The organism is Falsiroseomonas sp. E2-1-a20 (assembly GCF_051433195.1).
In the GTDB taxonomy this organism is placed as follows: domain Bacteria; phylum Pseudomonadota; class Alphaproteobacteria; order Acetobacterales; family Acetobacteraceae; genus Falsiroseomonas.
The window spans coordinates 1-12,332 of sequence record NZ_JBHMFT010000038.1; the positions used below are offsets into that span (position 1 = coordinate 1).

Here is a 12,332-nt window from a genome sequence, read left to right on the forward strand (position 1 = left end):
ATAGCCCTGGGAATGGTCGCGCCGCGATGCCTCGAGCAGCACGGAATTCCAGTACAATACTTGGTTCATGGCGGTCTCTCCTTGCAGCGATGCGAAGGTTAGACAGCCCGTCCGGCGGAAGGCGTTTCCGCCGGCTTCCAATGGTTGCGGCGCAGCCGGTTACTATTTCCGCGTATTTTGCGAGGTAGCTCCCACAGGCCCGGCGCTACAGCCCGCGCCAGCCCAGCCGGAACAGCAGCGCGTGCGAGGTGCCGAGGCCGGCGGCTTCCTCCCGCGCGTACCGCCCGTGCTGGTAGCCGGCATCAGCGGTGAAGTTGTAGGGCAGGTCGGTCCCGATGGAGGCTTCGAGGTCGTTCTCCGTCGGCAGCGTCTCGACCCTGCGCTTCCGCTGGTCGCGCTGCCAGGCAACCGTGCCGCGCCATTCGCCGATGCGGTGCTGCAGGCCGAGCGTGGTGAAGGTGCGGCGCTCGCGCAGCGCGGTCTCCAGCACCGTCTCGAACTCGTCGCCGGTATCCGGGTCGAGGCCGAGCCGCGTGATCTCGGTGCGCGGCCGCGCGGCGGCATTGCAGACCTGCACGCCCGCGCCGCGCGTCAGCACGCTCAGGTGGTAGGACAGGCCCGGCGCCCAGGCGAAGCCGTCGCCATCGAGCGCGACCGCGAAATTGTCCGCCTGCCCGGTATTGGCCGGGCCGCCCTGCTGGCGGGTGTTGCGGTTGAAGCGCTCGTAGCGCTCGTCGCAGCAGCGCCGGCGGGTCGCGAAGGTGGAGGACAGCGCGGTGCGGTCCAGGGTGAAGATGGCGGCGGAGATGTCGTGCTCGCCCAACACCGGATCGGACAGGAAGGTAGTGGTGGCACCGCCACCGAGGCTGTCGGTGATGGCATGGACCTCATGCGCCCGATGCCCGTCAGGATGCCCGGGACGTCGTGGTGGCCGCGGCCGAAGGGGGCGACGAAGCGGCCGGCCTGCAGCGTCAGGTCCCCGGTCGGCCGCCATTCCGCGAACAGCGCCTCGAGGAAGGCGGATTGGCGGCGGAAGCCTGTGACGCCGCCATCCGGCGAGCCGCCGAGCGCAGCGCCCTCGCCGATCGGCTCGAAGGCCAGCACGCCCTGGATCGAGAAGCCCGGCGAAAGGTGCAGCCCGGCCGCCACCTCGCCATACGGGCCAGATGCGGCTGGAACCCGGCTTTCACCCGCACCTCCTGCGCCGCGGCCCCCAAGGGGAGCATCGCGGCGAAGGCGAGAAGGGCGAGCCTCACGCCGCGTCGCCGCGCATCGCGGGAACCAGCACGCCGATGTTGTGGCGGAACATCGCCTCGTAGGTCGGCGCGAGGCCGGAGGGCTCGGACAGCGCATCGGCATACAGCCGCCCGCGCACCACCACCCCGGCCTCCCGCGCCAGGCGCTCCAGCGTCGCCGGGTTGCCCATGTTTTCCAGGAACACGGCGGTGATGCCCTCGGCGCGGATCTGGCGGATCAGGCGGGCGACGTCCGCGGCGCTGGGCTCGGCCTCGGTCGAGATGCCCTGCGGCGCCAGGAACGCCACGCCATAGGCGGCGCCGAAGTAGCCGAAGGCGTCGTGGCTGGTGACGACCTTGCGGCGCGCCTCCGGCACCGCCGCGACCTCGGCGCGCACCCAGGCATCCAGCGCTTCGAGGCGCGCGATGTAGGCTGCCGCATTGGCCTCGATCGCCGCCGCCTCGGCCGGCACCGCACGCGCCAATGCCGCGGCGATGGTGCGGGCATAGGCGATGCCGAAGCGGAGGTCCTGCCAGGCATGCGGGTCCGGCACCTGGCGCGGCGCCACGGAATGGTTGTGCCGCCGCCCGGCGCCGCCATGGTCGTGGCCGTGCGCATGCGCGTCCATCTGGCGCGGCGTGATGCCCTGCGTCGCGGTGGCCACCGGGCCGGTGTAGCCGGCGGCGCGGATCATCCGGTCCATCCAGCCATCGAAGCCCAGCCCGTTCCGCACCACCAGCGCCGCGCCGCGCAGCGCCTGCGCGTCGGAGGGGCGGGGGGAGAAGCTGTGCGCATCCGCATTCGGCCCGGCCAGCGTGCGCAGTCGCACGCGATCGCCGGCGATCTGCGTGACCATGTCGCCGAGGATGGAGAAGGACGCCACGACCGATGGCGCGGCCTGTGTCTGAGCCCGTGCATGGGCCGGGGCCAGGCCAGGCAGCAGCAAGGCGGGGAGGGCGAGGAGGGAGCGCCGGCGCATGGCGGCTGACCTTTGCAACGTTATAATATAACCATAGAAGGTCAGGCCAGGAGCGGCAAGAGATCCGCCCCGCTCAGCCCCGCCCGATCCACCGCCGCAGCCGCGCGAACAGCCCCTCGCCACGCTTCTCGATCCGCTGGTGCGTCACATGCGGTCGGCGGGAGGGTGGCGGCAGGGCGGAGGCGACGGTGTGCCGCCCGGCATCCTCCGCCGCGATCAGCCGAAGCTCCAGCGCCACCACCTGCGCCACCGCATCCGGCGGGTCGGTCGCCGCCAGCTGTTCGGCGGTATTGCCGGCATCGCCCCAGGCCTCGGCCCGGCGCAGCGCGTCGATCACCCGCACCGTCTGCTCCGGATCCAGCACCGGCCCGCCGCGCCAGAGCGCCACCGCATCCAGCCGCCAGGCCCGTGCCAGGTCCGGCCGGCCAAGATCGTCCGCCACCCAGGCGGCGTGCAGGGTCGCCTCCGCCGCGGCGTGCAGCGCGCCCGTCTCCTCCAGCACCAGGGCCCAGGCCAGGAAGCGGCGGGCGAGGGGCGGCGTGCCCGACTCCGCCAGCAGGGCGCGGAACGGCGCGGCACGCACCGCCTCCGCCGCGGCCGGATGCGCGCGGGTGATGTCGGGTGCCGCATAGCCGCAACCGGGGCATTGCTGCAGCCAGCGCGCCATGGTGGAGCGCACGGGCTCACCCGGACGCAGGTCGAGGTCCGGCGCCTGTTCGGGCGGCGCGGGGCGGAAGGCGGGGTGCCGGCTTTCCGTGCCACACACCCCGCAGCGCAAGGCGCCGGCGGTAGCGGAACGGGAGCCGGCCGAGGGGGTCTCGGCCATGTCCTGCAAACTAGGCACGAATCGCCCCCGGGCGAAGGGTGCGCGGCCGCATTTCCGCACCTGCTCCGTCAACAAGCCTTATGGACTCGGGGCGCCCCGCCGCCGTAGAGGGAAAAAATGCCACGCGGCGACCTTTATCCCGATATTGCGCCTTTCGAGACCGGGCTGCTGCCGCTGTCGGCCGGCCATGTCATGTATTGGGAACAGGTCGGCAATCCGCGCGGCCAGCCGGCGCTGTTCCTGCATGGCGGCCCGGGCGCCGGCGCCGGCGCCATCCATCGCCGCTTCTTCGACCCGCACCACTGGCGCGTGGTGATCTTCGACCAGCGCGGCGCCGGCCGGTCCCGCCCGCTCGGTGACCTGCGCGACAACACCACCCCGCACCTGGTCGAGGATATCGAGGCGCTGCGCCGCTTCCTCGGCATCGAGCGCTGGCTGCTGTTCGGGGGCTCCTGGGGCAGCACGCTGGCCCTGGCCTATGCGCAGGCGCATCCGGACCGCGTGACAGGCTGCGTGCTGCGCGGCGTCTTCCTCGGCCGCCGCACGGAGGTGGACTGGTTCCTCTACGGCCTGCGCCGCGTCTTCCCCGATGCCTGGGCCGCCTTCGCCGAACACGTCCCGCCGGAGGAGCGCGGCGACCTGCTGAGCGCCTACCTCAGGCGCCTGTGCGACCCGGACCCGATGGTGCACCAGCCGGCGGCGCGCGCCTGGAGCCTGTACGAGGGCTCCTGTTCAACCCTTTTGCCGAGCCCGGAGACGGTGGCGAGCTTCGCGCAGGACCGCACCGCGCTCGGCCTGGCGCGGATCGAGGCGCATTATTTCCGCCACGACCTGTTCCTGCCGCCCGAGGGCCTGCTCGGCAACATGCACCGCATCGCCCACATCCCGGCCGAGATCGTGCAGGGCCGCTACGACATGGTCTGCCCCTGCGACACCGCCTTCGACCTGGCGGCCGCCTGGGCGCGGGCGCGGCTGACGGTGATCCCGGATGCCGGCCATTCGGCGCTGGAGCCGGGGGTGCGGACGGCGCTGGTTTCGGCGGTGGAGCGGTTCCGGCGGCGGAGCTAGAGCATTTTCAAGTCAGGCGGATACGCCTGACGGCTCGGAAAATGCGCCAAATCAACAGCCAGGGCCGTTTCACCTGTGCATGGCGCAGGTGAAACGGCCCTAGTGGCGTCATCGGCGTTAATGGTTTCCTCCCGTACCTTAACCTGCAAGGCTGAACTGTCGGATCGGCGGTCGCGGCAGGGGACCACACAGCAATGCTGCGCACGGCACTCACCGAGCGACTTGGGATAGAGCTCCCGATCGTGCAGGCGGGGTTGGGTGCCGCCGGTCGGCCCAGGCTGGCCGCCGCCGTCAGCGCCGCCGGCGCCCTCGGCATGCTTTCGGGCCTTGGCGCATTCTCCACGGACGCGGTGCGCCGGGAGATTGGAGAGGTGCGTGGCCTCACCGACCGGCCGTTCGGGGTAAACCTTCTGCTCAACGCATCACGCGATGGACTGGAAGCGCGCCTCGCGGCCTGCCTCGAAGAGCGCGTGCCGGTCGTCTCCTTCTTCTGGGGTGATCCGACACCCTACGTCGAAGCCTGCCATAGGGTCGGCGCGTTGGTGCTCATGTCCGTGGGCTCCGTCGAGGAGGCCCTCCGCGCCGCGGCGGCCGGCGTGGACATCGTAGCCGCGCAGGGCTGGGAGGCGGGTGGGCACGTCCGCGGTGAGGTTTCCACCCTTGCCCTGGTGCCACGCGCAGTGGACGCGGTGGCGCCTTTGCCGGTGCTGGCTGCCGGCGGGATCGCAGACGGGCGCGGGCTGGCCGCCGCGCTCGCGCTGGGGGCCGCGGGGGCGTACGTCGGCACGGCCCTCCTCGTTGCCGATGAGGCATCCGTGCATCCACATTATCGCGCACGCCTGCTCGCCGCGACCGAGGCGAATACCGTGCACACGGAGCTGTTTGACGGCGGCTTCGGTCGCGAACCCCATCGGGTCCTTCGCAACAGCACTCTGACCGCGTGGGAGGCGGCGGGCCGCCCACCTACCGGCCAGCGTCCTGGCGAAGACCAGATGGTGGCTGCTTCGCCGCGCGGGCCGATCCCGCGCTACCGCGCCGAGGTGGCGAGCGCGGATGTGGGGGGCGACGTGGAGGCCATGCCACTCTGGGCCGGTCAGGGCGTCGGATTGGCAGCGCTTGTCCGGCCGGCCGCGGAGATCGTGGTCGAAATGGCGGCAGGCGCGCAGGTCGCTCTACGGAGGTTGGCCGGCGGGTGACTGGTGGGAGAGCGGGACGCGCCAAAAATCTGGCCTGCCCGTTGCGGCCTGATGCTCGTTGGCGGGACCCATCAACCCCGATCGCACCACTCGTCTTCCGCAGGTCGCAACACATCGACCTTCACGAGCCAGGCCACCGCTCGACACATGGATGCCGCCTGTTCAGGCGATAGCTCCGCGACCAGCGCGGCGGCCGTGGCTGATCCTCCGGCGAGGCCCGTTAGTGCTGCCCGAAAAGTCTCCGCCCCCGGCAGCAACTCCCCCCGCGCCGCCAGGCCTGGGATGGCCGCGAACGCCAGCACCCGTGCCAGCGCCACCTTCGCGTCGGGCAAGCCCGGCGCCAGCACCAGCCGCGTCTGCGGCGCCAGCCGCCGCGTCGGATAATCGGCGAACAGGGCGCTCGGGTCGGGGCGGCGCGCTCGTCCCGGCCATCGGCGCGCAGCCGCGCCAGTTCCGCCCACAACAGATGATATTGCGCCATCACGGCGGCCCAGTCGAAGCGCGCCAGCGCCTGCGCGCGCGCAGGGTCTCGTCACGGATCAGCGCGGCGAAGGCGGCCTCGGCGGCGCCGACATCCACCGCGGTGAACTGCGCGATGCCGCCGATGTAGTGGTCGTAGCTGTCCTGACCGTCATCATGCCGCGCGGCGAGGTCCGGCATCGGCCCGGCCATCAGCGTCCGGATGCGGAAGCCGGTGACGCCGTGCTCGATGGTGTCGCGCAGCCCGTCCCAGTCCGAGGCGACGACCGGCGGCCCGGCCGCCATCGCCTCCACCGGCGCCAGGCCGAAGCTTTCCTGGACGTTGTCGGACAGCAGGGCGAACAGGTCCGCCGCGGCGCGCAGCGTGGTGCCGGCCTCCGGCCGCTCCACCAGCCGGATGACGAGGTTCGGCGCCAGCGCCCGCGCCATGTCGGTGAAGGCGCGCCGCTGCGTCTCGTCCGCGAACCAGCCGGACAGGATCAGCGCCACGCGTGTCCCGGGCGTCGCCGAGGCTGCGCGGGCCATCCCCAGGAACATCGGCAGGGGATGCGCCTTGGCGTGGAAGGACAGCCGCCCGTGATGCAGCACCGCCACGTCCCGAGGCCCGATCCCGAGCCTGGCGCGCCATTCCGCCCGCGCCCGCAGGTCCGGCGCCAGCGCCTGCGCATCGACGCCGAGCGGGATCACTGGCAGCGCCGGCCCCTCCGGCGCGTCGGCGCGACGCCGCCCAGAGCCGCCGCACGGCAGTCCCGCGATGGCGTCCATCGCCGCCTCCGAGGCGATGGTGTGGGTGATGCCGACCAGGGAGAACTCGGCCGCCGCCGCCAGCCATGCCCTCCAAGATCCGGCCCCGGCAGCATCAGGCAGCCGGCCTCCGAAAGCCGGCGATACTCGGCCTCCTCCAGCGTCTCCACCCGCACCCGCGCGCCGAGGACTGCGACCTGGCGCCCAAAGGCCACGGCGTGCCCGGGCCTTGTGGTCAGCGCCACCAGCCGGTCGAAATCCGCATGCCGGACCAGCCCGCGGAGGAACCCGGCCCCGGCTGCCTGCCGGCCCATCACCTGTGGTTGCGATTCATCGAAGCCGTCCGGGGCGTACAGCAGCGCGGCGGCGGAGGGGCGGGGCATCGTGGCGTGAGGCTGCGGGCTGGCCTGGGCCTTCGTCAACCGCAAGGTGCCGGCGGGCCACCAATGCCGGCGACGCCGGCGGGCCACCATCGCCGGCGACGCCGGCGGGCCACCATTGCCGGCGACGCCGGCGGGCCACCGTTGCCGGCGGCGGCGCGAAGCGGTATCGCGCGGCGCATGGATGATCGGCCGATCGGGACTGGCGGAGGCCCGCTGCCCACCTACCGCGCCCGCGTCGCAGCCGGTGCGCTCGCGGCCGACCAGGCACAGGCGCGCGCGGTGGAGGTGCTGCAGGATCTCTGGCGCCGCACCCGCGGCTATGACCCGAGCCCCGAAACCCCCGAGAAGGGCGGCTTCTTCGCCCGCTTCACCCGCCGCAAGCCCGTCGCCGCCGAGGAAGCCCCCGCAGGCACGCCGATGGGCCTTTACCTGGTGGGTGAAGTCGGCCGCGGCAAATCCATGCTGATGGACCTGTTCTTCGAAACCGCGGATGTCGCCCGCAAGCAGCGCATCCATTTCCACCAGTTCATGCAGGACGTCCACCGCCGTATCCACGCCTGGAAGCGGGCCAACGGCGACACCGCCGACCCCATCCCGCCACTGGCCGATGCCATCACCGAGAACGCCGCGCTGCTGTGCTTCGACGAATTCCAGGTGCACGACATCGCCGATGCCATGATCCTCGGCCGGCTGTTCCAGGCGCTGTTCGCTCGCGGCACGGTGGTGGTCGCCACCTCCAACACCGCGCCGGCCGACCTGTTCAAGGGCCGCCCCGGCCGCGACGCCTTCCTGCCCTTCATCGGCCTGATCTCCCGCCGGCTGGAGGTGCTGACGCTGGAGGCGGCGCGGGACTACCGGCGCGACCGCCTCCGCGCCCTGCCGACCTGGCACGTGCCGGCCGATGAGCGCGCCACCCGCGCCCTGGATACCGCCTTCGAGGACCTGACCGGCTCGGCGCATGGCAAGCCCACCCGCCTGACCCTGCTCGGCCGCAGCCTGGAGGTGCCGCAGGCCGCGAACGGGGTCGCGCGCTTCGACTTCGAGGCGCTGTGCGGCCGCCCGCTCGGCCCGGCCGACTACCTGGCGGTGGCGACGCATTTCCACACGCTGGTGCTGGATGGCATTCCACGGCTCGGGCCCGAGAACTTCGATCGTGCAAGGCGATTCATTACTCTGGTGGACGCACTGTACGAGCATCGCGTGAAGCTATTGGCGAGTGCCGATGCGGTCCCGGACCGGCTGCACGAAGAAGGCCATAATGCTGCCATGTTCTACAGGACTGCGAGTCGCCTAAACGAGATGCAGAGCCAGGATTGGCTGGAACTTCCGCATCTGACGTAACAGTCTTCAAGATGCGTTGACAGGCCACGGGGTGGTCAGTCTAGTGATCGGCGGGGGGAGCCTGATCCAGGGTCCCGGGGGGTTTCACGGGCCCGCGGAATCGGGCCGGTGTCGGGGAGATTTTGATCGCATGCGGACCGTCCTGTTGGCCCTTTTGTCCTTCCTTGTTCTCGCGCCGCAGGCGGCAGACGCCGCCAGGCAGAATGACCGAACGACCCAGGCGAACAGATCGCAGTCCGCCGCGCAGCCCGCCACCCGCAACGCGACCCGCGCCGCGCCCAGGACGGTGACACGCACAGCCCCGAGGGCGACGGCCCGGGCCAGCGCCCAGCGCGGCCGGGCCACGCCGCCGCGCGCCGCCGCGGTGGCCCGCAGCGGCCGGCCGACGGCCCGCGCCGCGCGCAGCGGGGTCCGCAACGGGCAGGTCGCGGTCCGCCGCAACGACGTGCGGGCGCAGCGCCGTGGCACCGTGGTGCGCGGCGCCGCAGCGGCCACCATTTCCCGCAGCGTCGGCAACCGTAACCTCGGCTGGCAGGCCGGCCTTCCGGCGATGACCATGGAACAGCGCGACTGCCCCGTCGGTACCTTCGCCACCCTGGCGCGCGGGCATGACGACGTGATCCGCTGCATGCCTCTCTGAGCGCCCACCCGGCCGCGCGAGGCGCGGCCGACCTTGCTCTCAACGGCCGCGCCAAGCGCGGCCGACTTTGCTTTCAACGGCCGCGCCAAGCGCGGCCGACTTTGCTTTCAACGGCCGCGCCAAGCGCGGCCTGCCTTGCCCATAAGGTGGTGCGGGAGTAGGAAGCGGCGGGGCGCGCCGGGAACGGCGCGGCCTTGAAAATCCCGCGAAGCTCCTCATGAGCCCCACTCGGCTCACCCGTTTGGCCCCCCTTTGGCAAGGACCGCTGCATGGCCCGCAAGAAGATCGCGCTCATCGGCGCCGGCAACATCGGCGGCACGCTCGCCCACCTGATCGGCCTCAAGGAACTCGGCGATGTCGTGATGTTCGACGTCTTCCCGGGCGTCGCCGCGGGCAAGGCGCTGGACATCATGCAGTCCGGCCCGGTGGACGGCTTCGATTCGGAGATGAAGGGCACCGGTGACTACGCCGACATCGCCGGCGCCGATGTCGTCATCGTCACCGCCGGCTTCCCGCGCATGCCGGGGATGAGCCGCGACGACCTGCTGACCAAGAATGCCGGCGTCATCGGCCAGGTGGCGGAGGGCATCAAGACGCACGCCCCCAACGCCTTCGTCATCTGCATCACCAACCCGCTGGACGTCATGGTGTGGGTGCTGCAGCAGCGCAGCGGCCTGCCGCCGGAGAAGGTGGTCGGCATGGCCGGCGTGCTGGATTCCAGCCGCTTCCGCCTGTTCCTGGCGCAGGAATTCGGCGTGTCGGTGGAGGACGTGACGGCCTTCGTGCTGGGCGGCCACGGCGACACCATGGTGCCGCTGACGCGCTATTCCACCGTCGCCGGCGTGCCGGTGCCCGACCTGATCAAGATGGGCTGGACGACGCAGGAAAAGATCGACGCCATCGTGGCGCGCACCGCCAATGGCGGCGGCGAGATCGTCAAGCTGCTGGAGAAGGGCTCCGCCTTCTACGCGCCGGCGGCCTCCGCCATCGCCATGGCGGAAAGCTACCTGCTGGACAAGAAGCGCGTGCTGCCCTGCGCCGTGATGCTGAACGGCGAATACGGCCAGGACCAGTTCTATGTCGGCGTGCCCGTGGTGATCGGCGCCGGTGGCGTGGAGCGCATCATGGAAGTGCAGTTCACGCCGGAAGAAAAGGCCGCCTTCGACAAGTCCTGCGACGCGGTGAAGAAGCTGATCGCGGATTTCAAGGCGCTCGGCGTCTGACAGCCCGCCCCGGCGGCTTTCGGGCCGCCGAGACCTGCCTGCCCCGGCGGCTTTCGGGCCGCCGAAACCTGCCTGCCGGAGACATCGGATGAATATCCACGAATACCAGGCGAAGGAATTGCTGCGCCGCTACGGCGTGGCGGTGCTGGAAGGCCATGTCGCCTGGACGGCGGATGAGGCGGCGGAGGCGGCGAAGAAGCTGCCCGGGCCGGTCTATGTCGTGAAGTCGCAGATCCACGCCGGCGGCCGCGGCGCCGGCCGCTTCACCAACGACCCCAACGGCAAGGGCGGCGTGCGCGTCGTCAAGTCCGTCGAGGATGTGCGTACCGCCGCGGACGCCATGATCGGCAAGGTGCTGGTCACCAAGCAGACCGGCGAGGCAGGCAAGCTTGTTTCCCGCGTCTTCGTCGAAGACGGCTGCGACATCAAGCGTGAGTTGTATCTCGGCCTGCTGATCGACCGCGAGACCTCCCGCGTCACCATCATGGCCTCGACCGAAGGCGGCATGGAGATCGAGGAGGTGGCGCACAACCACCCCGAGAAGATCCTGAAGGTCGCCATCGACCCGGCCTCCGGCGTGTTCCCCTTCCATGCCCGCAAGCTCGCCTTCGGCCTCGGCCTGGAAGGCAAGCAGGTCGCGAGCTTCCAGAAGTTCGTCCTCGCGCTGTACGGCGCCTTCCTGGAACTCGACTGCGCCATCGTCGAGATCAACCCGCTGGTCGTGACCGGCAAGGGCGACATCGTGGCGCTCGACGCCAAGGTGTCCTTCGACGACAGCGCGCTGTTCCGCCACAAGGACCTGGAGGCGCTGCGCGACGACAGCGAGATGGATCCGAAGGAACTGGATGCCATCAACAACGACCTGAACTACGTGGCGCTGGATGGTGAGATCGGCTGCATGGTGAACGGCGCGGGCCTCGCCATGGCGACGATGGACATCATCAAGCTGTACGGCTCGTCGCCCGCCAACTTCCTCGATGTCGGCGGCACCGCGAATGCGGCGCGGGTGACGGAGGCGTTCCGGATCATCACCTCCGACGTCAACGTCAAGGCGATCCTGGTCAACATCTTCGGCGGCATCGCCAAGTGCGACATGATCGCCACCGGCATCGTCGAGGCCTCGAAGAACCTGTCCCTGAGCGTGCCGCTCGTCGTGCGCCTCGAGGGCACGAATGTGGACCTCGGCAAGAAGATCCTCGCGGAATCCGGGCTCGCCATCATCGCGGCCGACAACCTCGCGGATGCGGCCCAGAAGGTCGTCGCCGCCGTCAACGAAGCGCGCGCCTCCAGCGCGACCAAGGGGGCCTGAGCCATGGCCGTTCTGATCGACGCCAACACGCGCGTCATGACCCAGGGCTTCACCGGCGCCCAGGGCACCTTCCATGCGAGCCAGGGCATTGCCTATGGCAGCACCTATGTCGGCGGCACGACCCCCGGCAAGGGCGGCACGATGCACCCGGAACTCAACCTGCCGGTGTTCAACACCGTGGTGGAATGCCGTGACGCGACCGGGGCCAATGCCTCCGTCATCTACGTCCCCGCGCCCTTCGCCGCGGATGCGATCCTGGAGGCGATCGACGCCGAGATGCCGCTGGTGATCTGCATCACGGAGGGCATTCCGGTGCTCGACATGGTGCGCGTGAAGCGGGCGCTGGATGGCTCGAAGTCCCGCCTGGTCGGGCCGAACTGCCCGGGCGTCATCACACCGGATGCCTGCAAGATCGGCATCATGCCGGGGCACATCCACCGCCGCGGCTCGGTCGGAATCGTCTCGCGCTCCGGCACCCTGACCTATGAGGCGGTGGCGCAGACCACGGCGGCCGGCCTCGGCCAGTCCACCTGCGTCGGCATCGGCGGCGACCCGGTGAAGGGCATGGATTTCATCGACGTCCTGAAGCTGTTCCTGGCCGATGACGAGACGAAGTCCATCATCATGATCGGCGAGATCGGCGGCCAGTCGGAGGTGATCGGCGCCGAATACCTGGCCGAGCATAATTTCGGCGCGGGCCGCCCGAACAAGCCGGTGGTCGGCTTCATCGCCGGCGCCACGGCGCCCCCCGGCCGCCGCATGGGCCATGCCGGCGCGGTGATCTCGGGCGGCAACGACACGGCCGCGGCGAAGATGGAAGCGATGGCGAAAGCTGGCATCCATGTCGCCGACAGCCCCTCCGCCTTGGGCTCGACCATGGTGAAGGCGCTGAAGAAGTAACGTAACG

The 12,332-nt window shown here is 70.8% G+C and carries 12 protein-coding genes; 7 read left to right on the top strand and 5 right to left on the bottom strand.

Annotated elements, in window-relative coordinates:
• Positions 1–205 precede the first annotated feature (205 nt).
• The 3 genes from ACFHPP_RS25800 to ACFHPP_RS25810 form a co-directional block, all read right to left on the bottom strand.
• Positions 206–823: a hypothetical protein gene (locus ACFHPP_RS25800; protein WP_437166115.1), complete on the bottom strand. Its 618-nt coding sequence runs from the start codon at positions 821–823 to the stop codon at positions 206–208.
• A gap of 429 nt (positions 824–1,252) precedes the next feature.
• Positions 1,253–2,215, bottom strand: a complete 963-nt coding sequence (locus ACFHPP_RS25805) for a metal ABC transporter solute-binding protein, Zn/Mn family (RefSeq protein WP_437166116.1) — start codon at positions 2,213–2,215, stop codon at positions 1,253–1,255.
• Between the two features lie 73 nt (positions 2,216–2,288).
• Entirely contained in the window at positions 2,289–3,041 is a 753-nt protein-coding gene (locus ACFHPP_RS25810) for a hypothetical protein (protein WP_437166117.1), read from the bottom strand.
• 117 nt (positions 3,042–3,158) lie between these two features.
• Here ACFHPP_RS25810 and pip point away from each other — a divergent pair, with 117 nt between their 5' ends.
• On the top strand, positions 3,159–4,109 hold the full coding sequence (pip, locus tag ACFHPP_RS25815) for a prolyl aminopeptidase (RefSeq protein WP_437166118.1): 951 nt from the start codon (positions 3,159–3,161) through the stop codon (positions 4,107–4,109).
• Positions 4,110–4,303: 194 nt separating this feature from the next.
• The gene (locus tag ACFHPP_RS25820) at positions 4,304–5,305 is read left to right on the top strand and encodes an NAD(P)H-dependent flavin oxidoreductase (RefSeq protein WP_437166119.1); all 1,002 of its coding nucleotides are present in this window, start codon (positions 4,304–4,306) and stop codon (positions 5,303–5,305) included.
• A 480-nt stretch (positions 5,306–5,785) separates the two neighbouring features.
• On the opposite strand, the gene ACFHPP_RS25825 is transcribed toward ACFHPP_RS25820, so the two are convergent.
• Complete coding sequence (locus ACFHPP_RS25825; RefSeq protein ID WP_437166120.1) at positions 5,786–6,550, bottom strand: glycosyltransferase; 765 nt, start codon at positions 6,548–6,550, stop codon at positions 5,786–5,788.
• Positions 6,469–6,912, bottom strand: a complete 444-nt coding sequence (locus ACFHPP_RS25830; protein WP_437166121.1) for a hypothetical protein — start codon at positions 6,910–6,912, stop codon at positions 6,469–6,471. The genes ACFHPP_RS25825 and ACFHPP_RS25830 overlap by 82 nt, the downstream gene beginning before the upstream one ends.
• A 177-nt stretch (positions 6,913–7,089) precedes the next feature.
• Here ACFHPP_RS25830 and zapE point away from each other — a divergent pair, with 177 nt between their 5' ends.
• From zapE to sucD, 5 genes are all read left to right on the top strand, one after another.
• The gene (gene zapE / locus ACFHPP_RS25835) at positions 7,090–8,253 is read left to right on the top strand and encodes a cell division protein ZapE (protein WP_437166122.1); all 1,164 of its coding nucleotides are present in this window, start codon (positions 7,090–7,092) and stop codon (positions 8,251–8,253) included.
• Positions 8,254–8,539: 286 nt separating this feature from the next.
• The gene (locus tag ACFHPP_RS25840; RefSeq protein WP_437166123.1) at positions 8,540–8,893 is read left to right on the top strand and encodes a hypothetical protein; all 354 of its coding nucleotides are present in this window, start codon (positions 8,540–8,542) and stop codon (positions 8,891–8,893) included.
• Between the two features lie 269 nt (positions 8,894–9,162).
• The gene (gene mdh, locus ACFHPP_RS25845) at positions 9,163–10,116 is read left to right on the top strand and encodes a malate dehydrogenase (RefSeq protein WP_437166124.1); all 954 of its coding nucleotides are present in this window, start codon (positions 9,163–9,165) and stop codon (positions 10,114–10,116) included.
• A 34-nt stretch (positions 10,117–10,150) separates the two neighbouring features.
• On the top strand, positions 10,151–11,425 hold the full coding sequence (gene sucC, locus ACFHPP_RS25850; RefSeq protein ID WP_437166143.1) for an ADP-forming succinate--CoA ligase subunit beta: 1,275 nt from the start codon (positions 10,151–10,153) through the stop codon (positions 11,423–11,425).
• 3 nt (positions 11,426–11,428) lie between these two features.
• Entirely contained in the window at positions 11,429–12,325 is an 897-nt protein-coding gene (gene sucD, locus ACFHPP_RS25855) for a succinate--CoA ligase subunit alpha (protein ID WP_437166125.1), read from the top strand.
• Positions 12,326–12,332: the final 7 nt, after the last annotated feature.